The sequence below is a fragment of the Vibrio mytili genome, from assembly GCF_049563345.1.
GTDB classification, from domain to species: domain Bacteria; phylum Pseudomonadota; class Gammaproteobacteria; order Enterobacterales; family Vibrionaceae; genus Vibrio; species Vibrio mytili.
This window is the reverse complement of sequence record NZ_CP110481.1, coordinates 945,329-969,353: the sequence shown is the minus strand read 5'-3', so window position 1 is coordinate 969,353 and position 24,025 is coordinate 945,329. Positions and strand designations below refer to the sequence as shown.

The window sequence follows — 24,025 nt, the reverse complement described above, 5'->3', positions numbered from 1 at the left end:
ACAGCTAAAGAGAGACGGATAAGAAGCCAAATAAAAGCCCGCTAAACCGTTATGTTGCGGGCTAGAATTAGGGTACTGGTAAAAAACTCGCTAAAATATTGTACCAACTAACACGTGGTATTGGTCGATACGTCGTAACAATAAGCCGGACTACCATCCACTTCGTATGTAATTTGTTTAAACGCGAGGCTTAAGTTCTCCGTTTGCGCATCGTTACTCCTGTTAGACTTACCAACATTACTAGAATCACCAACGCTAAAACTGCTTATCAACGTATCTTTCAATTCGATACGTAAACCATCTCGCTCCAGAACGATTTTGTCCAAATGCTCCCCCGTGACAACATACTTTAAGATTTGGGATGACTGGGCATCACTGTAGCGCGTGAGACTCACATCTTGAACGTTAGCTTTACCCGCACCACCACCGCCTCCAACATAAAAAGAGCTGCTATTCGAAGCGCCCCACGACCAAGCCAACACTTCAGATGTTCCAATATTTTCAATGGTCATCATCATTGGCCCTTCAACTTTCGCTGAAGCGGTCATGCTGACGGTAATGAGTGCACTTGCCACGATTAGTATTGATTTTTTTCTTATACTCATGAACTGATCTCCTCGGTCAACGTTCAGATCAAGTATAGGTAGCTTTTTAACAGAAAGATGATGCTCAAACGTTGTACTAAAAATCATTCACGCAGCAGAAGACCGCTGCCATCAAGCCTAGATAGGTAAGGTAGCCCGAAGATGAAAACGTGAAGAAAGATTTAAATAGAAATACGAAATGAAGTTATTCATATCAAAGGAATGAATGACGTTATACTTCTGAGTGACATAGTGTTAACTTGTTTTGCAAATAATCTACCAGTACCTTGAGTTGACTTGGAATGAACCTCGACTGTGGATACTGTGCAACTATATGTCCTGTATAATTTCCTTGAACCTCCCAATCGGAAAAGAGCTCGACGAAATCGCCAGACGCGATAAGTTCAGCAACGGAGAATTCAGGAAATATGGAAATCCCCCCTCCCCTTAGCACCGCTTGTTTGCGAATTTCAGTATGGTTAACCGCAAATCGCCCGTCGATATTGACGTGATGAATCTGGCCCCGTTTGCCAAATGACCACTTCCTGTCCAAAGACGTTTCTCCCAAACGTAAGCATTGATGCGTCGATAAGTCCGCCGGGCTGGATGGATAACCGTGCTTTTTCAGATAAGCACGACTGGCGCACACGCTTAATTTATTGATACCCAAGACTTTGGCGACGAGACCTTCCACTGGTCTGTCCGTGATGTGTATAACCATGTCAACCTCATGCCCGATGGGATCGATAAAGTGGTCTTCTACGATCATATGGACTGAAACTTTCGGGTAAGCGTCGAGAAAATCGAGAATCAATGGCGAAAGCACTTGATTGGCATAGGCTCTCGGGGCTGCGATCCTAACTTCTCCCGCTATTTCATTTTGAGAGGAAAATGCAGCGTCCGATGCCAATCGCGCAGACTTGAGCATGTCCACACATAGCCCATGGATTTCTTCACCTGCACTGGTCAATCTCATATTCCGCGTCGTTCTCTCAAGGAGTTTTTGACATAGCCCCGTCTCCAATTTAGAAATTGATCGGCTCACTGAAGATGGAGCGACACCAAGCCTCTCCGCTGCTTTTGAAAAACTGCCTTCCTCGATCACAACAACAAATACCGCCATCTCAGGTAAAAGAGCGATGAGTTTATTTGTGTCCATAGCGCAAAAATCCTTTCCAAATACAGCCATTGTTTCACATAACGTACTCATGGATAGTGAATGAGTCAACTCGGAGATTCTATTAGGAGATAAAGCGATGCCTAGCTTAGCGATAAGAACCAAGCTGCCAATATTCATTATGCCGGAGGTCTTGCTACTTCTTGTGGCAATCGTGTGGGGAAGCAGTTACGGCTTGACCAAAAGCGCATTAACCTACACAACGGTATCCATGTTCATTGCCATCCGTTTTGGCTGGACGTTCTTGCTGCTGGCGCCACTGTTAGCCAAAGACATCCTTAAACGCAAAAGCCCCGACTGGTCTATCGGATTACCGACTGGTGTTATCCTAGCGTTAGTATTCTTTTTTGAGGTTTACGGCGTTAGCCAAACCACGGCCTCAAACGCAGCGTTTCTGATCAGTTTAAATGTCATATTTACTGCCTTCGTCGACGTATTGGTTGGGAAAAGAAAGCCGGACAGGCAACTCATTTTTCTGTCAGTACTCTGTACCAGTGGCGTACTTATGCTGAGTTATGACCGACAGTTTCAACTTACCTTTAATCAAGGTGATATTTTTATTCTTTGCGCAGCAGGGCTAAGAGCAATCATGGTAACCATGACCCAAAAACTGGCTCACGGTAAACAGATTACCAATACGACTCTAACTTGTGTCCAATCTTTCGTTGTGGCGATGGGGGCCATGTTAATCAGCGTCACCTCATTAGAGATGTCTGTGGGTTTACTTCCATCCTCGGTTGATTTTTGGCTCATCACCGCCTTTTTGGTTCTTTTCTGCACACTATTTGCTTTCTATGTCCAAAATTATGCGGTTCGCAAAATTTCACCAACAAAAGCGTCACTTTTGATGGGCAGCGAGCCTTTGTTTGGTGCACTATTTTCGATGTTTTGGTTACAAGAAACATTCACCAGCCTTCAGTGGGCTGGCGCAGCTCTGTTATTGGCTTCCGTCCTTCATGCATCAGTCCGTAAACAAGGTTGATGAAAGCAATCTAAGATTTTATGACCCGCGTCGTATTCAGGTTGTATAAACTCCTTTTACTTCACGTTGCAGTATTCTGAACATTGTCGGTCGAACAAATTTGAGGCTTAATCTCACGAAGTGTCTTCGTCAAAACCAACTTTTGGCGTGAATAGGCTAACCAGCCGCCGTTTTAGTATCCCTCAGTTGTAGGGAGTATCTTAAGTAAACCTTAAGTTTATTAAGGCACCATAGGCAGCTAAAAGTCATTAGCTCTTCTGTTTTTTAAGCCGAAACTAATCACTTTTCTTACGATAATATTATTTACGTCTAACCCGTTTACGGTGTTCCAACTAAGAACGAACAGACATCGCTAGATGAGATCTCATCTTGTCAGGAAAATCAGCATGCATAAAAGCATTTCATCCTCAGCCGTTAAAAAGCGAACTGGGGTTACAAGAATTCTGTATACATTTTTACATAGCTTCAATGGCTTCAAATGGTTAATAAAAAATGAGGCGGCGTTTCAACAAGAGTTAATGCTGTTCGTACCGCTAACGGGAATCGCTTGTTATCTCGACATCAGTGCCTTGCAGACGGTGGCGGTTATCGTTTCCATGCTGTTTGTCCTCTTTGCCGAAATGGTGAACACCGCTATCGAAGCGGTCGTCGATAGAGTTGGACTAGATTTTCATCGTCTTTCTGGTGTAGCGAAGGACATTGGCTCGGCCTTGGTATTTCTCAGTATGGTGATGTGTGTGCTGGTCTGGGGGGCAGTATTATGGAGTCTATAACAGCGCGTATTAAAGACGTGGTCACCGCGAAAGTAGAACTGAGAACACTGACGACCATCGTTGTCATGATGGTCACCAACCTATTAGTACTGAGTCTCTCACGCAGTCTTTTGGCTATTTGGCAAGCGGAGCGTGTTTTTGCGGTTACGGACTACTCAGAGCTGTTTATTGGCGGGTTTCGAATTGATGTTTCAACGGTTTGCTACGCCTTCGCACCTGCATTGCTTGCACTATTCGTCATTAAGTTACTGCATGCTGGGCGCATACTTTGGCCTGTCGTGCGAGTTTACTTAATTGCGATCAGCGTAGTGATCGTATTTTTTGAACTCATCACACCTACGTTTATTCTTGAATATGACTTGCGCCCTAACCGTCTATTTATTGACTACTTAATCTACCCTAAAGAAGTATTGAGTATGCTGTTCGGCGGTTACAAAATCGAAATTGTCGTAACGACGATAGTCTTATTTTTGTATACCAAAATCGTTTCCAAAATAGTAACCACCGCGGAAAAAACCACGTGGAAAGTCAGTGCGACTTCACGAGTTGGCATCTATTTTTTGGCCACCATTGGCGTTTTTCTTGGTGCACGAGGCACATTGGAACACCGACCAATCAACCCAGCGTTCGTCGCTTTTTCAACGGATCATTTATTAAACGAGTTAAGCATTAACTCAATTTACTCAGTTGGATTTGCCTTAAAACAACTGCAACACGAAGACTCAAGCGCTGAATACTATGGCGCTCTGCCTCAGCAATCGTTGTTGGATAACATCTATCAAAGCCAGCAATTACAGGACGCAAAGTACATCGATTCCACGGCACCAACGAAAACTTTTCGTCAATCTAGCTACCCAGGGCGCAAAAAGAATCTGGTTATCTTATTGCAAGAAAGCCTAGGAGCTCGCTACGTTGGCAGCTTAGGTGGCTTACCTCTCACCCCTAATTTAGACAAAATCATGGAATCAGGCTGGAATTTTACCAACCTATACGCTACCGGCACTCGCTCTGTTCGTGGTATTGAAGCCGTAGTGACTGGCTTTACACCTACGCCTGCACGCTCCGTGGTGAAGTTAGATAAATCGCAACAAGACTTTTTTACCTTGGCCAGTTTTCTTAAAGCTCAGGGCTATCAGACTCAGTTTATTTATGGAGGCGAAAGCCATTTTGACAATATGAAGAGCTTCTTTTTAGGCAACGGCTTTAGCGATATTGTTGATATTAATAACTTCCAAAAAGTCGACTTTACCGGTTCGTGGGGCGCCTCAGACGGAGACCTGTATGATCAAGCGGATTACGAATTCAATAAACTGGCTAAACAAGGTAAGCCATTTTTCAGTTTAGTTTTTACCTCGTCAAATCATTCTCCATATGACTACCCCGCAGGTAAAATAACGCCTTACGACAGTCCCGCAGCAACAAGGAATAATGCGGCAAAATACTCAGATTACGCGTTAGGTGAGTTTGTTAAAAAGGCCAAGCAGTCTAACTACTGGAAAGATACCGTGTTTGTTGTGGTCGCAGATCATGACTCACGTGTTTCAGGGGCCGATTTAGTACCAGTCAAACACTTTCATATTCCGGCCGTCATTTTTGGTCAGGATATCCCTGCGAAGCAAGAAAGTCGTTTAGCGAGTCAAATAGATTTGCCGCCAACCTTGTTGTCTCTAATTGGGGCATCTGGGGAAACGCCACTGCTTGGCAATGACTTCACCAAACCGATGAAAGAAGACCAACCTCGAGCGATGCTTCAATACGATAAAAATTTTGCTTATCTGAAATCGGACAAAGCGATCATCTTTCAGCCTAATAAGCCACCACAAGCATTTGATCTTCATAATCGCGTGTTGTCACCAGGTCAAGCTGACGAGGCGTTAATCGAAGAAGCACACGCTTATGCCAATTTTGGTTCCGTTGCGTATCAAAAAGGTTGGTATCAGCCATAATCGCAGTGTGTTTAAAAATTGTGATAATATGGCCCAATATTAATTATTGGGCCTTTTAACAGCATGAAATTGTTAATCATAGAAGATTCTGAGCCTCTTAGACGTAGTTTACGCGTTGGTCTAAGCAACCTTGGATTTACAGTCGACGATAGTGGTGACGGAGCACAAGGCCTGAGTATGGCACTAGTCAATCACTATGATGCGATTATTCTTGATATGATGTTACCCAGTCTTGACGGAATGGACGTTCTCAAGACATTGCGAAAAAAGGAAAATGGACCTCGTGTTCTTATTTTGTCTGCCAAAACTCAAACTCAAGATCGTATCGATGGCTTACTAGAAGGTGCTGACGACTACTTAACCAAGCCCTTTTCTTTTGAAGAACTACATGCCCGCTTGCTGGCAATCACTCGACGTGGCTTAACCCAATCAATGAATACTCATATTCGAATTGGCGACTTTGATCTCGACACAGCAACGAAAACCTTCTCTTATCAACAACAACCCATTGAATTAACTAAGAACGAATTTATGATTGTCCAGTGCTTGTTTAACGCTAAAGGAAGAGTCGTAACAGTAGAAATGATCAGTGAATCTGTGGTGGGTAGCTTTGATCACTTATCTAAAAATGCCATAGAAGCGCACTTGTCTTCGATTCGTAAAAAAGTGCGTCAGTATGGTGGACAACTGCCGATCAGAAACAAACGCGGTTTTGGTTACATGATTGTAGAGGGTTGCTGATGTGGTCTTCGCACGCAACACATAGATCCATTAAGTATCGGCTGATTAACTGGCTGTCTTTAGTATTTGGGTTTATCGTCTTTGCCGTATTTTTAATCGTTGATCTCAGCGTCGATGGTTGGATAGATGAACAATTTGATCAGTCTTTACTTAATCGAACAGAAAGCCTCCAAGCCTACTTTTCAGATGTGGCTCATCGCTCCCCAACGGCACAAGCAATGAAACTCCATCCCGAATTTAGTCGTGAGGATGACCCAGAGTTTTATCAGTTATGGCAAGGGGACACCTTATTATCCTACTCTCCGTCATTTGATGCATTTCCAGCGGAAAGTTTGCCTAGGCAAAATGTAGCGGTGAATACGACAACAATTATTCCAACGACTTTACCCAATGGCTTGAGTGGTAAAGCATCATTGTCTTCTTTTAGACCAACAAATAACGCTCATGATTTAGAAGAAGCACCGTTGTACCTAGCGTTGTATAAATCGGATCATGCCGTTGAGCAGATGCTGCTGATCATTGATATTTTGCTGGTAGTGGGATTTTTGGGTTCTATTGCGCTCATGCGTTATTTGGCAGTCATGATCGTTGATAAAGGTCTTGAGCCTCTAAGCTCTCTTAATGCACAGCTGCAAAAACTCACCGCTACAGAGGATCATGAGTCACCAACTCTGTTGCCCAAGCCCAAACACACGATCGATGAAATTGAACCAATTCGTCAGCAAATAAACCAATATATACAGCGCAATGCATATCTTCTTTCCAGTGAGAAGCGGATTACCGGTGACATCGCTCACGAGCTCAAAACACCGATTGCTGAAATACTGACACTGACTGAAGTGTATATGCGTTACCCAGACGACCCAAGACTTGGCGAAACTTATCAGCAAGACGTCCTGTCGATTGCAACTCGAATGAAAAATATTGTTGAAAAACTCTTGTTATTGCAACGGGCATCACACATCGATCTCCATCAAGAAGAACTCGATATCAACGATGTAATACAAGAAATATTAAGTGAGTTTTCATTTAAATATGCGCATATTTCATCAATAGTTAAGACCCAAGTCCCTGTAGATACGACGTTTTATGCAGATAGATTTAGCTTAAAAACGATTGTATTTAACCTGGTAGATAATGCACTTTTTTATCGTATGCCAAAGTCACTCGTAGAAATTAATGTGTGGTCGACTAAAGATGGAATGGAGATTGAGGTAATCAATCAACTAAGTAAACTGCTTGATCATAAACAGCTCGATAAACTGACATCACCGCTTTATCAAGCTGATACGTCGCGAACCGACTCAACACACTTTGGTCTCGGTCTATCGATTGTTGAGAATTTATGCCAGCACAATGGCTATGACTTGACGATTTCCCAGTCAGAGAGCCAAGCTCAATTCGCGGTAAAAATTCATCTCCCTCACTCATCACCGCCTCCACAAATGAGAAACGATTCTGCCATAGACGTTACGCCCAACTAACCCAAAGCTCCATGTAGTAAATGATAAAGTCGCTTGGTGATAACACACACAGTGGACATGTGTGTAACAAATTTTTGGACAATTCCGAGTTACTCATTTATTAATTTAGCAATGAACGAATTAATTGAAGTATGGCAAGTCTCGCTTAGATAACTGTCCAGTCATACTGGTACAAATCATTCAGAACTAGGGAGTTAGTCAGACTTTGTCTGATTAATATTCAAACTTATCAACTGGGCAGTACCAAACAAGTATGGGAGTTTCGGTAGCTTTGCAATAAACAATCTAGATTGACATAACGTTTATCTGCTTTAGTAAATTTGCTATGCTGACAATATGGAGAAACTAAGCAAGTCATCATATTTGCGCTTTTAGCAGCAGTCAGACCGACAAAACTGTCTTCTATCACCAAGCAATCAGCAACATCAACCTTAAGTCTGTGAGCCGCAGTCAGATAAACATCAGGGCTCGGTTTACCATGCTCTTCATCTTCTGCGCTGCAAATCACACTAAATTTATCCCACAGTTTAAGACGATCAAAGACAGCTTTGATCACCACGTGGTTCGATGAGGTTGCGAGTGCCAGCTTTAAGCCCTGCTGTGAGAAAAAACTTAACGCGTCATAGACACCCTTCATTGCTTCACCAGTGGTGGAAATTCGGTTACACAGCTTAGTCAGAATAAGACTTTCCAACTCTTTTTCTGGCATGGACAGTGAGTACATCTCACACCAAGTACGCGCAATTTCATCAACACGCTTCCCCATTGTCAATTGCTCACAGTCCTGACGGGTGACGGTCACGCCAACACTAGCCAACGATTCAATCTGTGCTTCCTGCCACAAAGGTTCAGAGTCAATAATTACACCGTCCATATCAAAAATAACTGCTTTTTTATTCATACTTACCTCAAAAAATAGAAAAAGTATGGCAACCAAAAGCGTTGCCATACTCTAAACCGTCTTACGCAACAGTAACTTTACTCGATTCAACGCCTCTCGCTTCGAAACCAGGTTGCTCCACTTTAATTAAATAGGTGAAGAAAAACGCCAACACATACAAGGCAGTATAGGCAATCACCACGCCTATCGTACTGAAATACGGCAGCAAGACCACTGCAATTGCTGGCGCAAGAAAGTTGGATAGCCCCGCGGACAAGTTATAGACAGAAATCGCTGCACCTTTGTGATTTGGCTCTAGTGCAGGAAACACAGCAGCCATTGGTACAAACGCGGCCACGAAAATGCCCAGAGAAATGGCAGGGATCAGTGCCATATAGAAGTTGTTTCCAAAGTGCTGAGGGATGTAATAAAACGCTAGGCTAGAAAGCGCCATTCCAATGCAGCCGAACCAGCGCACAACCTTCATCCACCCAAGTTTCTCACCCATGATGCCCCAGAAGACGTTAGAGAAAATGGTGGTAAAGAAGAACACCGCCCATACCTGAAGCCAGTCGGATGTTGTAAATCCTAAATCATCAACAAACATCATCGGCATAATGACGGCAAAACCAAATAGCGACAGGGTGTTGATAATGCGTACGAAGCTGGAGTAAAGCACATTTTTATTGGTATAGAGTAGCGTGACGGCGCGGCTCAGCTCGGTCAGTTTCTGTTTATTAGTCAAGTTATGCATGTGGGTTGGTGTTTTAACATGACGCAGGGTAATCATGGCGATCAGTCCGCCTGCTGCACAAAAAGCTAACGATAACCACAAGGTGCCATATTCGCCGATCCAAGGGATAGTGAAGCTTGGGATGTAACTACCCGCTACGCCGATACCAATGGAGTATACCGTCCAAAACCAGCCAAGCGCTGAACTTACACCATCACTACGAACGTTGTGCACGATTACCACGATAAAGGAATAAAGAAATAGTGGATAAGCCACCCCGCGGATTCCATAAAATAAAAGAATTAACGCGTAGTTTGACTGGCTTAACCCTAACGTTAAGAACAATACATGGAAGACACACCATAGCAGCAAGCCAATTTTCATGGTTTTCTGCGGAGTAATGATTTCCGCTACCACGCCAGACACCCAAGCGGCCAGAGCTGCGGCCAAACCATAAAGTGTAAACGCAAAGGATGATTGAGCAGGGGTAAAACCTAACTCGGTGATGTAGTGCGACAGGAATGCCAGTTCAAAGCCATCTCCCGTCATAAAGATAGCAATGGCGATATATCCCCATATCAGATTTAGTGGCAATCCAAGCCACTGTTTGCTTACATTTTCCATATATTCCTCGTTTTGTAGGGTAAAGGAATTCCACGCCCCTTTTTCAGGGGCGCAGTCCTTGTTTTTATTTGTGGTTCTCTTTCTAAGATCTGGCTGTTAGAGCCAATGCTATGACCGCAAAGCTAAGTCGTTTTGGTAAAGCGCACGGAAATGCTCATAACGCTTACTCAACACAGGCTCACGCTCTGCACATGGTTGATAGACCCGGAAGATTTCCGGCTTTTTACACACATCTTCGATGGCTTTGCCAGAGGCGAGGCAAGCCAGTCGAGCCGCACCAAGTGCCCCACCTGTTTCCCCACCTTTGTGAGTGACAATAGGTAGACAGAGCGTATCGGCCAACAGTTGCGCCCAAAACACACTACGTGCACCACCACCGACGAGAGAACATTGCTCGATTTGTGTGCCACTTTCCTGCAATACACGTAGTCCGTCGGCAATCCCAAAGCTCACGCCTTCAATAACCGCATAGCCCAGTAGAGCGCGATTGGTGGAATGAGTCATTCCGTGGAACATCCCCACCGCCTGAGGGTCATTGTGTGGTGTACGCTCACCGGACAGGTAAGGTAAGAAAAGTGGCGCTTTGGCTTTCTCCTCCTCACTCAACTGCGCGATGCCTTCCAGTAATTCAACCTCTGTCACACCAACAATGCGACAGAACCATTGCAGGCAACTAGCCGCACTGAGCATGACACTCATTTGGTGCCAACGCTGAGGCAATACGTGACAAAAAGCATGCACCGCAGACTCAGGGGCTGGGCGGTACTGCTCATTAACAACAAACAGCACACCAGAAGTGCCAAGAGAAATAAACGCATCTCCCGGATTCACGGCGCCAACACCAATTGCGCTGACGGCGTTATCACCACCGCCGCCGGCAACAATCACAGAAGAGCTCAGTCCCCACTTATGTGCCACCTCCGCTGACAAAGCAGCCGAAACTTCACAACCTTCTACCAGCGCTGGCATCTGCGCTCGGCTGAGTTGGCATTTATCTAGCAAAGAATCCGACCAGTCGCGCTTCGCCACATCCAACCATAACGTGCCCGCAGAATCTGACATGTCCGAGATTTTGCACCCGGTCATTTTCATACGTAGAAAGTCTTTGGGTAACAGAATTGTGTTGATACAAGCAAAATGGCTCGGCTCGTGCTTACGAACCCAAAGCAACTTAGGCGCGGTGAAACCCGGCATCGCTAGGTTGCCAGCGATATCATGCAAATCTGGTGCAACGGCTTCCAGCTCAACGCACTCTTGATGACTTCGGGTGTCATTCCACAAAATAGCCGGACGGATCACCTCATCTTGCTCATCTAATAGCACCGCTCCATGCATTTGACCGGAAAGGCCTATCGCTTTGATCGCCCCCCAATGTTCCGCGCACTTTTCTCGCAGCGCACCAATCAGATAGTTGGTCGCTTCCCACCACTCCTGTGGTGCCTGCTCCGACCAATGTGGATGAGGGCGCTGAATTGTCAGCGGTGCACTGTGCGTTGCAACTGTTTCGCCCTGTTCATCAATCACCAGGGCTTTAACTTCCGAGGTGCCAAGATCAATACCTAAATACATGACAGCCCCTTATTGAATCATTGAGTAAGTAGCAGCAATTTTCTCGCGCAGCAGAACTTCAAACTCCGCATGCTCAGCAAGTTCACCAAACAAAGCTCTATTTTGCGCGTACACCGCAATTGGGTCAGCAGATTCAAACATCTCATGAACTGCACTCGCATCTAGAATGCCGTCTTGATATTCATATGGCAGTAGGCCTTTATGCCATTGCAACATAAATACAAAGAACAGCGCTGGCAGCATCGCGGTCGCCTGAGGAGCCACACCGCGCTGATAACATTCAATCATGGTTGGTGTGATCATCGCGGGAATTTTGGAGAATCCGTCGGCCGCAACACGTTGGTTGGTGTCTTTAATATAAGGGTTGGTGAATCGCTCAAGCACCACATCACGGTATGTCGGCAGGTCGATACCGTTTTCGCCCAAACTAGGAATCACATCCTGACTCACGTAGTCGTGTGCAATTTGATAAATGTAATCGGTAAGGGTACTTTCGTGAATAAATGACTGACTAACCAAAGTACCAGCCCATGCGATACAGCTGTGCGATGCATTGAGGATACGGATTTTCGCCTCTTCGTAAGGAATGACAGAATCCACCATTTCCACACCAACATTTTCTAACGCTGGTCGTGCATCTTTAAAGTTATCTTCAATCACCCACTGGATAAAGGTTTCACCCATCACTGGCGCTTTATCATCAATACCAGTTTTAGCTTTGATTCGTGCGGGAAGATCAGCTGCAGGACGAGGAACAATGCGATCCACCATAGTATTTGGACATGTGGTGTTTGCTTTTACCCACTGCAGCACCTCTTGTTTTCCTGCCAGAGTGAGGAACTCCATCAAACCATCACGGAAGCGCTCACCGTTGTGGCGTACGTTGTCGCAGTTTAGCAATGTCACCGGACCAGTGTTGTCGGCAATACGGCGCTCCAAAATTTTCGTCACCGTCCCGTAAATGGTTTGATGAGCACCATTTAGATCGGCATTTAATACCGCATTATCTACGTCTAATGTGTGGTCGGTTTTCAGATAATAACCACCTTCTGTGACGGTAAACGCGATAACCTTCGTCTTCGCTTTTGCCCCTTCGTTAACCAAAGGCGCCAAGTCTTCCTGCCAGGGTAGCAGTGTCTGAATTGACTTGATCACTTCGTAGTCACGTTCGCCTGCTGGGCTGACCGTTTCCAGTACATACTCGCCATTTTGAGATCTTAACGCTTCAACGGTCGCTTCCACATCATTGCGAATGTTGCCTGCTGCGATGTGCCAGCTGTTATCGTCCGATTCGAGCAATTTATGTAGATACCAAGCTTGATGCGCACGATGAAATGAACCTAGACCGATGTGAAGCCACGTGTATTGGTTTTTCATAATAGTTCCTTGTTTTTGTTTAATGATGCCACTCTAATCGATCAAAAAATAAAATAAAGAGCCAAAGATCACAAATGAACAAAAGACCAGTTAATGGATTTTTGTTCATTTGTGGGAAGTTGATTGCTATTGCATTCATTAAATATTCGCGAGAAGATACAAGCTCTTGACGCGCCAAAGAAAGAAACAATGACTTCACTCGTGTCATAAGGTATCGAAAATAAGGAATTAACGTGGCTAGAGATGACACTTACAAAACTGACCAGATGGTTCGTGCTGCTTGGATGTACTACATCTCTGGCCGTAACCAACGCGATATTGCTGCTGAGCTAGGATTGTCACGCCCAGTGGTTCAACGTTTGATCGCCGCAGCGAAAGAAGAAGGGATTGTATCGGTCGGTCTACACCATCCGATTTCAACCTGTTTAGATTACGCAGAACTGCTCAAAGAAAAGTATCAGTTAGTGGAATGCAACATCGTACCTACCACCAATAGTGATGAAACGCTGGATAATGTTTCGTTTGGTTGTTTTCAATTGATGTCCAAATACACCAAAGACCAGCAGGAGCAAGTCATTGGTATCGGCTCTGGCTTGACGTTAAAAAAGGCGATCAACCGTATTGATTTCGAATCACCAAACAGCAAATGTGTAGCGCTGATCAGTGCTATGGGTGTAGATGGGCAATGTAATTACTATGACGATGTGCCGCTGATTTTAGCGCGTAAAATTAGGGCTAACTATTACCAATTGCCCGTTCCGCGTTACGCCACTTCGAGCGAGGAACTCAAGCTCTGGAAGAGCATGCGCGTATTTCAAGAAGTTGCGCGTGTTGCTGACAGCGCGAGTGTGGTGTTTACTGGCATTGGTTCACTGAGTAAAGCTAGCCCTATCATCAAAGATGGTTTCATTTCATCCGACAAGGCTGATGAGCTCAATCAGCAAGGTGCGGTTGGTGAAATTTTGGGCCGCTTTATCAACGCCGAAGGCGAAGTGGTTGATTGCACGATCAACACCTTCATCACCAGCTACGACATGCGCAACAACGATTGCCCTCGCATTGGTGCCGCGTTTGGCGAAGACAAACGTTCTGCGATTCTAGCGGCGTTAAAAGGACACTGGATAAATGGATTGGTCACCGATGAGACAACTGCTAGATGGTTATTAACCCAATGACAATATTACCAATAATCAACTAAAACCCTTTAAATCTGCGCTATTAGCTCTATTGAGAGTTCATCAACTAGTAATAGGAGCTACCCTTAATCTTTAACCTGCGTGCTTACCTTGATTACTAATACTAGTCTTCATGTATCGTGAGTGAATCAAATGGTGTTCATAGTAAGGTAAACAAAGATTTGTGCTTCATCAATTTAGCATTGAGCAGCAATTTCTTATACAGCCCCTTATAACACCTTTGTAGTGGCAATTACTTACCGACTAGATCTGCTGTGCATTTACTCTAACACGTTTCGGGGCATAAACGTGCTAGCGGTGATCGTACTGGCACGTCTCTGGACAGAAACAAGTTAACATACGGAACCAAAATGTAGTTCTCTGTGACAATTGGGGCAGAGAGCTAAAGCATTTTCAACACTATCAACACCACCGTCTGCAAGTCTGACAATATGGTGTACTTCTAAGTAAGGAGTTTCATCTTTACGCCTTAGAAATGGGGCTTCTTGTTTACAGCGTTCACATATGCCATTAGCTCTTAGCAAAACTTCAACTATAACATCGGGGTTTCTTTTGAACGCTGTCATGACAGTTTGGATTTTTTCAGGAGTCTTTGGGGCTGACTTTAACCTTCGACGACGATTCTCAGAAGTATCTCGCATAGACTTAGCGATTTCTTGGTCTAAGTCATATTGCACTTTATCTGCCGAATGAATGCCACCTAAATCATTTTCAAGGTCTGTATACTCAGGAAGTGCGTGCAACATATTGGCTAGAGTACGTATGCGATTAGCTAGTGATATCACATTTTGCTTATGAGCGTGAAAGCTAGCCGTTGTATTTTCGCTTGCTAGAAGCTGGTGAAATGTAGATTCTGACATCGGAGCTTGTTCTAGGCGATTCAAAAATCGGACAAAATTTACTCGTTTACCATGAATGAAATCATGTTCGGGGAAATCAATGTTCCGATTATAGAAAGGAACGCTGTAGTGAATCGCATTAAAACACTTCATTATTGGATAGTAGTGTTGCTGCTCATGTCTTCGAACATTCTCACTTGAGTTATCCATAATAAATCGAAACTCTTCTTGCGAAACGGGGCCTGAATGGAATAATTCAATGAAAGGCTCGTTGACTGCACCTCCTTTAAAGTGACTCCACTCTAGTACGTCTGAACGCATTTTCGTTTCCCTAAATTTACTCGATTAAACATAGATTACTCGGTGACATACAGACTCACAACTTACATCTGAACAGAGGCAAATGTGCTTGTTAATACAGCACTCTGTGATGGTGATGTAGCATATCGCTAATATCAGAAAGTGCTATCGCAAACTCGGAATAGGTGCATTTCTGTGTTACACACCCCGCCAGCACACCTTTGGACATAAATGTGCTAGACCTCATGCGCTATAGCGCTTCTGTCAGATTAGGAAAAGTATATTGAGGCCATATCGTTTTTATGGGAAATTCTGCCACTAGAACTCAACTCCCAATGACTTTAAAGCTTGCTCACATTGAGCTGCACTTTCAAACTGAATAGCTGACATACCGACTGCCTCTGCACCTTTAACGTTGTATGACATATCGTCAATGAACACGGTTTCTGAAGCTTGCAAATCATGTTGAGAGAGTAGTGAGTGGTAGATTTCTGGTTGAGGCTTCAGTAAACCGACTTCCGCAGAAACTGTTGCACCATCGAACAAATCCCAAAATGTATAATGTGCTTTTAAGTGAGATACAATTTCATGCACATTATCTGTTAACGCTAATACGTTATAGCCTGCAGATTTACAACGTTTAATAAGGTCTACGGAACCGTAGATTAGGATTTGTGTTTGCTTCACATAATAGAAAAGACGTTCACACTCTAGTTCGGTTAAACCTATGGTTTCTTGGTACTGAGCTCTGGCGTCACTTTCAGTTATCTGCCCCTTGTTCAAACTTAACCAAATTTCAGACTGGAATATTGATTTTGCTAGCTCTTCTAGAGAGTTTTTTTCACCAAAAGTGAGCCTAATAATCTCCAAAGGAGCCCAACGAACAACAACATTACCGATGTCAAAAACGACATTTTTTATGTTATCAGAACTCATTTTCACTCCTTCACATAACGCTTTCGCTGTATATCGTAACGGATTTGCTTACCTACGTTCTTTATTTGCACCCCGACCTTATTAAACGCCTTTTGGATGGCTGTTGCGACATGCTGGTGGCCCTCTCCCACTAAAAAGTTTTCTTTATATTGGTTCGTTTCGAATACGCAGACTATTTCTAAGCTTTGGGGAAAAGAAGAGAATTTGACCGTATGAGTCACCCAAAGAAACCCATCGTAGCCTTTTAAAGTATCTTCACAAACTTCGGTCAACACACTTCTAATGAGATTCTCGACCTTCTTATCTGATTTACGCATGAAGCACACTTCCTATTTAACACCTTTAAAAAGGTTTTAGTCTACATTGTCTTGACCGATATGGAGCCGTGGCGTTCCAACCTCTTCTACTCCTCGCTTATTCCTTGGGCAGATGCCCCATCTTCTTCGCAAGCTCTTGCATAGCGTCGGCAAAGGTTGTCGTCCCGCCTTTAGCTTGAACCTGCATCACCTTATAACCCATCTTTTCCAGCGCCTTGCGCTCTGCCAAAACCGCTTCATCGTCTTGCCGACCGCCCAGTAAAGGCTGATGAAGGTAACATCCCTCTAGTTCACCATCTTCGACCAATTGGTGGTGTTTTAGTGCATTGATATCAAAATTCATAGTCAGTTTTTTCGTTTTAAAGTGGGCAGCTCTTTGGCAAGCCTGCTGTTATCTACAATTTCATCGTTTGTACCATAAGGCATTTAATTGACTCAACCTTAAACTTGATAACCTAGCAGACGCATTTAGCTAACAACAAAGTGGCAAGTGTTTTGGTAGGATATGCGTAGAATGGTAAGCTCAAAAAATGTTAGTCGAGGAGCCCCCGAATAGAATGAAAAAATTCAACCTTATTTTTACCGCTTTCATCCTGATTCTGTTAGCTGGGTGCTCGTCAACCTCGTCTATCGATAACGGGAAAACAAAGGGGTATGCCAAATCACATCAGCTTGTTGGTCAAGCTTCATGGTACGGGAAAAAGTTTCATGGAAAACGTACAGCAAGTGGTGAGCGGTATGACAACGGCGCCTATACGGCTGCGCATAGAAGCTTACCTTTTGGAACGATCGTGAGGGTGACTAATACCGCTAATGGCAAACAGGTTGATGTCAAAATCAATGATCGAGGCCCTTTTGTAAAAGGTCGTGTTATCGACCTCTCACAAAAAGCCTTTGAGCAAATTGGCAGTATCAAGAAAGGCGTTGCGCCGGTCAAAATTGAAATTATTGATGACAGTAATACCTTTAGATATAAGCACTAATTCCCGGCTTGAATATGACTTTTTAGTCATCAAACTTCGACGAAAACGTGTCAGGACAAAGGCTTTAACAAGCACTCGCTCACGTAAGTCAGGCGATCAATATCTAGACTTCAATTACGAAACTTTATTTACGAAAAAAGCCTGCAATGCTTTCACATTGCAGGCTTTTTAATGGGTGGGGCCCCAGCCACATCCCGGCACACAAGTCACTCGCTGCGGCTGCTTCCTTCCGGACCTGACCGAGTTCACGAGCTATTGTTGCGAGAGGACCAGAGCCCCATTATTCTTTGCTGAGGGCTTACCTCAAACGATGGGGCGATTATTCAGTATCGGACTTCATATTGCAAGGGTAAAAAACTCGAATTTGAATTTTTCTCAATCGTTTGCACAAAACTCGATCAATTTAGACCTAGGACTATAGCTCGGCTTGCTCATCATCAATGCGCAAGATGTAATCGGTCATCCAAGCGGTACCAAGCAAACATATCCACACCACAAATATCGGACTTGGAACGTCGACACTTGGATTCACGACCAATGACGCAAATCCGACGGTTGGTAGTGTCCAACACAACAATTTACTCCATTGAACCGACTCCTTCATCTTGGTCAACGCTTCCATTGAAGCAAGCATTCCAACTAAACCCAGAGAAACGAACACCGCATGATGTAGCCCCGCGATCCACAACGGCAACAATAACAATAACGGCCACCAGCTGTGTGTGCCTGTATTTTTCCAATGTGTGACTGACCACCACATAGCAATCACCGCTAACGCTTGTACCGCGGTTACGCTTGCCAAACCACCCAGCTTACCGCCTTGCTGAGTAACCATAATCCCGACTAGCAACGTCAAAGCAATTAGGCTCGTGGTAAGCAACACGCCAATTGAGCTTCGGTGTGAAAACACCACTCTTAATAATGGAAATAAAATGAGAATCGCAATAGACAACGTGATGGGCTGTGTGGAGAGCGTGGCCCCAAACGCCATCATCGCACCAAGTAAGACTACGCCTGCTACCCCTCCCTGAGGAAGTACCCACAATGCAGGCACCATGAGCACGAGAACAGGAAGCTCTCCCTCACTTAAGCTCATCACTCTGGCGCATACAACCGCGAGCAAAGTGGTAACAATAAATTGAACTGTCGATAAAATCATAGCGCCTCCTGGCTTCCCCACCTGATTGAGAACTCAACAGCCGACAGTACAGTAAGGCTGTTGAATGGGTCTAGATTCAAAATTACGTTCGTTTTGTTTTTCCTCGTTAATCTAGTCACTGCAAGAGTAAGAGCGAGCCTGGCAAAAGTGTTGAGCGACGTCGCGAGTAACGACCAATAAAAATTGGGAAAAGACAAAGCGTCTGTATTACCATTCCTTGGTAATGCACTTAGGTCTGTTGACCTTTAAGATAAACAGTGTCTAAGGACTCCTTTAGTATGGACCAATTTTTGCCACAAATCTTTGCTGTGATTCACCAAATTCCGTTCGGCAAGGTCTCAACTTACGGAGAAATCGCTAAAATGGCGGGGTATCCGGGTTATGCAAGGCATGTGGGTAAAGCATTAGGTAATTTGCCTGAGGGCAGCAAACTTCCTTGGTTTAGGGTAATTAACAGTCAAGGCGCTATATCATTAAAAGGGAGCGACAAAGACAGGCAAATACGCAAACTAGAAGCGGAAGGAATTGAAGTCTCGGAAGTAGGAAAGATATCGCTCAGAAAATACAAATGGCAGCCTTAACGTGACTGCCATCTATTTATTTTGCTTTGGCGTAACTTGTCTTCGTTGTATTAACGAACGCCCACCATTCTGATATTTAGCTCATGAGTTTGCGCTTCATCTGTGATCACTGCGTTATTGGTGTCGCTAATGAATAGAAGTTTACCGTCTACTTCGATACGAGCACGCACGCTGTAGCGGTGTTTCGCCTGAATGTCATTGCTGTCATAGCTTAGTTGAAAATCAAAAGGCACTTGCTTACCCTTCGTTTCGAACGTTTGCTTGGCCAGTACGGTCGCAGGAGCATCCGCGAGAGACACATCCTCTAGTACCACGGTTACCACCGCATTATCTGGCAGGGCAATACGCTCACGGTAAGCCACTGTACCTGTAATTGTCTTCATTGACGCTTCAGCAGATTCCATTTCTGTGGTTTGAGAAGTTTGGCAACCCGCTAACGCAGCACCAAAAAGTAAAGAAGTCACAAGCAGGTAAGTTTTTTTCATAGATTCCTCTGAAAGGGAAATTAAATCGGGTTAAGTATAGAGCTAGAATTCTAAACTGTCTCCTGATCGAGCGATGATTTAACAGTAGCTTGACCAAACGAGAATAAATCAATTCACTGATTTTATTGTGGAATTGTAGGAATTTACTGACCCAACACTTTACCCTTGTAGCCGGAATTGCTTCACACTTTGATAAGAAATGGGTTAACTTATCTCACGTACGTCAATGCATATCTGCCTACACCTTGAGGAAATCGAATGAGTAAACCACTAAGAGAACTGCTTAACCTACTGCAACTCGAACAGCTCGAAGAAGGCTTGTTCCGTGGACAAAGTGAAAACCTAGGTTTACCTCAAGTGTATGGTGGGCAAGTGATAGGACAGGCATTGTCTGCCGCGCGCTACACCGTCGAAGATACGCGCACCGTTCACTCATTCCACAGTTACTTTTTGTATCCTGGCGACCCTGAAAAGCCGATCATTTATGATGTTGAGAACTTACGCGATGGCCGCAGCTTTAGTACTCGCCGTGTGAAAGCAATCCAAAATGGACGCCCTATTTTCTACCTGACCGCCTCTTATCACGGCGATCAACCGGGGTTTGATCACCAAAAGACCATGCCCGATATTCCTGGGCCAGAAAACTTCCGTTCTGAAAGCGAGTTAGCCAGTCATATTGCCGAGCGTCTTCCAGAAAAGTTACGTCAAACATTTTGTGGAGAAAAGCCGATTGAAACTCGACCGGTTACGGTGATTAACCCGCTCAAGCCGAAAAAAGAAGAGCCCAAACAGTACCTTTGGATTCGCGCTAATGGTGAAATGCCTAGTGACCAGCTGATCCACCAATATCTGCTGGCCTACGCTTCTGACTGGGGCTTTTTAGTGACGGCATTGCATCCACATGAGGTCTCGTTAATGACACCGAACTTCCAGGTGGCCACAATTGACCACTCGATTTGGTTTCATCGCCCATTTAAGATGGATGACTGGTTACTGTTCGCGATTGAAAGCCCAACCGCAAGCAATACACGAGGTTTGGTGCGTGGTGAAATCTATAACCAACAAGGCCATTTAGTTGCGACTGCGGTGCAAGAAGGGGTGATGCGATTCACTAAGTAGTATCGCCAAGGACGATAAAAATTGCTCATTGAAAGGAGCCGATACGCTCCTTTCTTGTCTATCCAAGAGGAAAGTTCACCGTATCTACCGAAGCGGTAGCTCTGTGGTGTATTTCATGGACTCCATGGCAAACGTCGATGTAACATTGGACAGTCCTTTGACACTATTCACCAAACGTTTATAGAACTCGTCGAAGGATTTCATATCCTTGACCAGCACTTTCATCATGTAATCGTACTCCCCCGCCATACGATAAAACTCCATCACTTCGGGAAACTCCCGCACCGTGGTAACAAAGTGGTGATACCAATCCTCGGAATGGTCAATGGTTTTCAGTTGCACGAACGCAATAAAAGAAAGACCGAGCTTCTCTGCACTAAGCAAGGCAACCCGCTTTTCAATATAACCCTCGTCTTCTAACTTTTTCAGCCGCTTCCAACAAGGCGTGGTAGTAAGATTAACCCGCTCTGCAAGGTCATTGAGCGATAAAGTACTGTCCATTTGCAATAGAGAAAGTAACTGCCTGTCAATTCTATCCAAATTCATTTCTATAAAAACCCAAAAATAAAGAAAAATTTTCCACAAATGGAAGCATATAAAACAACTATAGCAAAGTTTTTCTCCAGTTTTATAGGTAAATTATACCCATAAATCAAGAGTCTCAATCACTGAACTCAATCACTGAAATAGATGTATTCCAAGGAGAGACAACATGTGCACTGACCATAACTGGATAAACAATGCGGTGCGTAAGATCGAAGCCGATTACCAACGGTCTGCTGATACTCACTTATTTAAGCTCGACCTCCCATCACTTGATGGAATCGATATTTATTTGAAAGATGAAAGTACGCATCCAACCGGGTCATTGAAGCATCGCTTGGCACGCTCTCTGTTTTTGTATGCGATTTGTAATGGCTGGATCGGCCCCGAATCGACAGTGATTGAGGCATCCTCAGGGAGTACAGCCGTGTCTGAGGCTTACTTCGCGCGATTACTTGGTCTGCCCTTTATCGCGGTCATGCCAAAAAGTACGGCTCGTAAAAAAATTGAGCAAATCGAATTCTATGGCGGTCAAGCACACCTTGTTGATCGTACTGACCAAATTTATGACGAATCTCGTCGCTTAGCACAAGAGTTGAACGGTCACTACATGGATCAGTTCACCTATGCAGAGCGTGCTACCGATTGGCGTGGCAACAATAACATCGCCAATGCTATTTTCGACCAGATGCAATTAGAAGATCATCCGATCCCGAGCTGGATCGTGATGAGTCCTGGTACAGGTGGCACGTCGGCAACCATTGGACGATTCATTCGTTATCAGAAATACGATACTAAGCTTTGTGTTGTTGACCCGGAAAACTCGGTATTTTATGACGCATTCCAGTCAGGTAGCTCGCAGCTAACATCAGAAATTGGCAGTAAAATTGAAGGCATTGGGCGACCTCGCGTAGAGCCTAGCTTTATATCCGGTGTGATTGACGAGATGCGTAAGATTCCAGATACTGCCAGCGTTGCCACTGCACATTGGGTCTCACACCTAATAGGGCGTAAAGTTGGCGCCTCTACTGGCACGAATTTGTATGGGGTGCTGCAACTTGCCTGCGAAATGAAACAACGCGGTGAGACAGGCTCTATCGTGACACTGTTGTGTGACTCCGGCGAGCGCTACCTAGATACGTATTATGATATGGCGTGGGTAAGAGAAAACATCGGTGATATTCAACCTTACCTAGCTCAGTTGGAGGTCATTCAAGCAAAAGGCTGCATTTAACCTGCCTGTTGCTATCCTTCAATGAGTTAACGAAGCGATGAATCAGCCCTAGGGTCTGTTGATGTTTCGAGATGATTTTTGCAGCGAATTGTTGAGGTTTTATACAAGGAAGAGGCTTTGTGGTGTAGCTAGCCTACACGAGAAGCCGATGACGCAGTAGAAAAGCTCAACAAACGCTGCCCTTCGGGTTCGAGCTAGGCGCCCCACTAAAAGCATTTTATACGGCGTTAAGTTTAATTTACTTAGAATAACTAGGTTTCAATCAACTTGCCTTGTCTAAAATGCTTTTGACTAGGCGTCCCCATCCGAACAAAATTTAACCGCGAAACGTCAACAGACCCTAGTTAAAGGGGTTGATTCCCACTTGCAAACTTACTTCTTGTTCTGACGCGCTTCAAATGCCGCCAGTTGCTCTGGCGTAGCTTTTGGTTGGTGGTTTTGTTTCCACTCATCGTAAGTCATGCCATACACGCGCTCACGAGCGTCATCGATATCCAGATCAACCCCTAAACTTTCCGCTTCAGCAGTGTACCACTTACTAAAACAATTTCGGCAGAAGCCAGCAAGTATCATCAAGTCTATGTTTTGTACATCTTTATTCGCATCTAAGTGCGCTAATAGGCGTCGAAATGTTGCCGCATCCAGCTTATCTTGTTCTTCTTGTGTCAGTTTTTTATATTTAAATTCAGCCACTTTACCTTCCTCTTGTTGTTTGCTTGCTGTCGCCCAGTTACTTTTTGTCTAAAAATTAGCCAATAACAAATATTTTGCTTTGTATAATCACTAACTTGTCGCATTAACTGTTATGATAAACACAAACTATATTATTGATTAATTTAATAATTGCACGACAAGTGCCGTCTATTCAAAGGTTATCGTCCTATTATGAAAAACGCTATCTTACTATTGTCTGCTCTGACTGTGAGTTTACCAACTTTTGCGGCTCAACAATCGCATAATCCTTACTTGTATTTTGGTACTGGTAATGTCAGCTTTGATGTGCCTGATATCGGTTCAGAGCGCAGCAGTGACTGGTCAACGCCCCATTTCACTCTTGGTTGGGGCTACAATGTTAACCCACATCTAGCGTTTGAAGGGGTGCTGCGTTATTCACGTAATGAACGTGAGGTAAATGGTGTCGAGTTAGACTTACACCACTATCAAGCAGGCATATCGGCAGTCCTTCAAAGCGATAACCTAGGTGACACGCCACTATCACTCTTTGGTCGAGCAACAGCAATGGGCACCAAAGCGGAACTTTATGTGCCTGATGTACAGAAAGTCGATGATGACTCTGGCGCTTTATTTAACCTTGGCGCTGGTGTTCATTGGGATATGAACAAAGAGTATTGGTTACGTGCAGAATATATTTATAGTGTTGCCGACATGGGTTTTGAGAATTTTTACGACCGCTACGACGGTGTACAAATCAGTTTGGGTAAACGCTTCTAGCCAATTGCGAG

At 44.3% G+C, this 24,025-nt stretch carries 25 protein-coding genes and 1 other RNA gene; 11 read left to right on the top strand and 15 right to left on the bottom strand.

Going from position 1 to position 24,025, the window contains the following annotated elements:
- Positions 1 to 107: 107 nt before the first annotated feature.
- Positions 108 to 605, bottom strand: a complete 498-nt coding sequence (locus tag ONE56_RS04575) for a type VI secretion system tube protein Hcp (protein ID WP_052481554.1) — start codon at positions 603 to 605, stop codon at positions 108 to 110.
- Positions 606 to 816: 211 nt separating this feature from the next.
- Complete coding sequence (locus tag ONE56_RS04570; protein WP_423840306.1) at positions 817 to 1,743, bottom strand: LysR family transcriptional regulator; 927 nt, start codon at positions 1,741 to 1,743, stop codon at positions 817 to 819.
- 97 nt (positions 1,744 to 1,840) lie between these two features.
- Between ONE56_RS04570 and ONE56_RS04565 the strand changes: the two genes are divergently transcribed.
- The 5 genes from ONE56_RS04565 (at position 1,841) to ONE56_RS04545 (ending at position 7,687) form a co-directional block, all read left to right on the top strand.
- Positions 1,841 to 2,743, top strand: a complete 903-nt coding sequence (locus ONE56_RS04565) for a DMT family transporter (RefSeq protein WP_423840305.1) — start codon at positions 1,841 to 1,843, stop codon at positions 2,741 to 2,743.
- A gap of 386 nt (positions 2,744 to 3,129) precedes the next feature.
- Positions 3,130 to 3,516, top strand: a complete 387-nt coding sequence (locus ONE56_RS04560; RefSeq protein WP_331438173.1) for a diacylglycerol kinase — start codon at positions 3,130 to 3,132, stop codon at positions 3,514 to 3,516.
- Positions 3,504 to 5,462 (top strand): LTA synthase family protein, encoded by a 1,959-nt coding sequence (locus ONE56_RS04555; protein ID WP_423840304.1) that lies wholly within the window; start codon positions 3,504 to 3,506, stop codon positions 5,460 to 5,462. Before ONE56_RS04560 ends, ONE56_RS04555 begins: the two co-directional genes overlap by 13 nt.
- A 63-nt stretch (positions 5,463 to 5,525) precedes the next feature.
- Positions 5,526 to 6,203 carry a response regulator transcription factor gene (locus tag ONE56_RS04550; protein ID WP_041156471.1) on the top strand — a complete coding sequence of 226 codons (678 nt, stop codon included), beginning with the start codon at positions 5,526 to 5,528 and terminating at the stop codon, positions 6,201 to 6,203.
- On the top strand, positions 6,203 to 7,687 hold the full coding sequence (locus tag ONE56_RS04545) for a sensor histidine kinase (protein WP_423840303.1): 1,485 nt from the start codon (positions 6,203 to 6,205) through the stop codon (positions 7,685 to 7,687). The genes ONE56_RS04550 and ONE56_RS04545 overlap by 1 nt, the downstream gene beginning before the upstream one ends.
- A gap of 229 nt (positions 7,688 to 7,916) precedes the next feature.
- Here ONE56_RS04545 and hxpB read toward each other — a convergent pair whose 3' ends face one another.
- The 4 genes from hxpB to dalD all read right to left on the bottom strand — a co-directional run bounded on the left by hxpB (position 7,917) and on the right by dalD (position 12,870).
- A complete protein-coding gene (hxpB, locus tag ONE56_RS04540) occupies positions 7,917 to 8,588 on the bottom strand; it encodes a hexitol phosphatase HxpB (protein ID WP_176319261.1) in 672 nt (223 codons plus the stop codon).
- A gap of 61 nt (positions 8,589 to 8,649) precedes the next feature.
- Entirely contained in the window at positions 8,650 to 9,924 is a 1,275-nt protein-coding gene (locus ONE56_RS04535; protein ID WP_318184359.1) for an MFS transporter, read from the bottom strand.
- 108 nt (positions 9,925 to 10,032) lie between these two features.
- Positions 10,033 to 11,493, bottom strand: a complete 1,461-nt coding sequence (xylB, locus tag ONE56_RS04530) for a xylulokinase (protein WP_423840302.1) — start codon at positions 11,491 to 11,493, stop codon at positions 10,033 to 10,035.
- Positions 11,494 to 11,502: 9 nt separating this feature from the next.
- The gene (gene dalD, locus ONE56_RS04525; RefSeq protein ID WP_176319258.1) at positions 11,503 to 12,870 is read right to left on the bottom strand and encodes a D-arabinitol 4-dehydrogenase; all 1,368 of its coding nucleotides are present in this window, start codon (positions 12,868 to 12,870) and stop codon (positions 11,503 to 11,505) included.
- Between the two features lie 233 nt (positions 12,871 to 13,103).
- On the opposite strand from dalD, the gene ONE56_RS04520 reads away from it, so the two are divergent.
- Positions 13,104 to 14,045, top strand: coding sequence for a sugar-binding transcriptional regulator (locus tag ONE56_RS04520; protein WP_176319257.1), 942 nt, complete (start codon positions 13,104 to 13,106; stop codon positions 14,043 to 14,045).
- A gap of 353 nt (positions 14,046 to 14,398) precedes the next feature.
- Here the strand turns inward: ONE56_RS04520 and ONE56_RS04515 are convergent, their stop codons facing one another.
- The 4 genes from ONE56_RS04515 to ONE56_RS04500 form a co-directional block, all read right to left on the bottom strand.
- Entirely contained in the window at positions 14,399 to 15,226 is an 828-nt protein-coding gene (locus ONE56_RS04515; RefSeq protein ID WP_423840301.1) for an HNH endonuclease, read from the bottom strand.
- Between the two features lie 297 nt (positions 15,227 to 15,523).
- Entirely contained in the window at positions 15,524 to 16,141 is a 618-nt protein-coding gene (locus ONE56_RS04510; protein WP_423840300.1) for an HAD family hydrolase, read from the bottom strand.
- Between the two features lie 2 nt (positions 16,142 to 16,143).
- Positions 16,144 to 16,458 (bottom strand): hypothetical protein, encoded by a 315-nt coding sequence (locus ONE56_RS04505; protein WP_041156464.1) that lies wholly within the window; start codon positions 16,456 to 16,458, stop codon positions 16,144 to 16,146.
- Between the two features lie 97 nt (positions 16,459 to 16,555).
- Entirely contained in the window at positions 16,556 to 16,801 is a 246-nt protein-coding gene (locus ONE56_RS04500) for a hypothetical protein (protein ID WP_423840299.1), read from the bottom strand.
- Between the two features lie 214 nt (positions 16,802 to 17,015).
- On the opposite strand from ONE56_RS04500, the gene ONE56_RS04495 reads away from it, so the two are divergent.
- Positions 17,016 to 17,441: a septal ring lytic transglycosylase RlpA family protein gene (locus ONE56_RS04495; protein WP_331438165.1), complete on the top strand. Its 426-nt coding sequence runs from the start codon at positions 17,016 to 17,018 to the stop codon at positions 17,439 to 17,441.
- A 178-nt stretch (positions 17,442 to 17,619) separates the two neighbouring features.
- Here the strand turns inward: ONE56_RS04495 and ffs are convergent.
- An RNA gene (gene ffs, locus ONE56_RS04490) (signal recognition particle sRNA small type) lies at positions 17,620 to 17,716 on the bottom strand.
- Positions 17,717 to 17,856: 140 nt separating this feature from the next.
- A complete protein-coding gene (locus tag ONE56_RS04485) occupies positions 17,857 to 18,600 on the bottom strand; it encodes a hypothetical protein (protein ID WP_331438164.1) in 744 nt (247 codons plus the stop codon).
- A 278-nt stretch (positions 18,601 to 18,878) separates the two neighbouring features.
- Here ONE56_RS04485 and ONE56_RS04480 point away from each other — a divergent pair, with 278 nt between their 5' ends.
- On the top strand, positions 18,879 to 19,181 hold the full coding sequence (locus ONE56_RS04480) for a DNA base-flipping protein (RefSeq protein ID WP_041154158.1): 303 nt from the start codon (positions 18,879 to 18,881) through the stop codon (positions 19,179 to 19,181).
- Between the two features lie 50 nt (positions 19,182 to 19,231).
- On the opposite strand, the gene ONE56_RS04475 is transcribed toward ONE56_RS04480, so the two are convergent.
- Positions 19,232 to 19,666: a YbaY family lipoprotein gene (locus ONE56_RS04475; protein WP_041154159.1), complete on the bottom strand. Its 435-nt coding sequence runs from the start codon at positions 19,664 to 19,666 to the stop codon at positions 19,232 to 19,234.
- A gap of 258 nt (positions 19,667 to 19,924) precedes the next feature.
- Between ONE56_RS04475 and tesB the strand changes: the two genes are divergently transcribed.
- Positions 19,925 to 20,785 carry an acyl-CoA thioesterase II gene (gene tesB, locus ONE56_RS04470; RefSeq protein WP_041154160.1) on the top strand — a complete coding sequence of 287 codons (861 nt, stop codon included), beginning with the start codon at positions 19,925 to 19,927 and terminating at the stop codon, positions 20,783 to 20,785.
- 84 nt (positions 20,786 to 20,869) lie between these two features.
- On the opposite strand, the gene ONE56_RS04465 is transcribed toward tesB, so the two are convergent.
- Positions 20,870 to 21,331, bottom strand: a complete 462-nt coding sequence (locus ONE56_RS04465) for an Lrp/AsnC family transcriptional regulator (RefSeq protein ID WP_041154161.1) — start codon at positions 21,329 to 21,331, stop codon at positions 20,870 to 20,872.
- 166 nt (positions 21,332 to 21,497) lie between these two features.
- On the opposite strand from ONE56_RS04465, the gene ONE56_RS04460 reads away from it, so the two are divergent.
- Positions 21,498 to 22,562, top strand: a complete 1,065-nt coding sequence (locus ONE56_RS04460; protein ID WP_423840298.1) for a PLP-dependent cysteine synthase family protein — start codon at positions 21,498 to 21,500, stop codon at positions 22,560 to 22,562.
- A 372-nt stretch (positions 22,563 to 22,934) separates the two neighbouring features.
- Here the strand turns inward: ONE56_RS04460 and ONE56_RS04455 are convergent, their stop codons facing one another.
- A complete protein-coding gene (locus tag ONE56_RS04455; RefSeq protein WP_423840297.1) occupies positions 22,935 to 23,255 on the bottom strand; it encodes a DUF1244 domain-containing protein in 321 nt (106 codons plus the stop codon).
- Between the two features lie 192 nt (positions 23,256 to 23,447).
- Here ONE56_RS04455 and ONE56_RS04450 point away from each other — a divergent pair, with 192 nt between their 5' ends.
- On the top strand, positions 23,448 to 24,014 hold the full coding sequence (locus ONE56_RS04450) for a porin family protein (protein WP_423840296.1): 567 nt from the start codon (positions 23,448 to 23,450) through the stop codon (positions 24,012 to 24,014).
- The last annotated feature ends 11 nt before the right edge of the window (positions 24,015 to 24,025 follow it).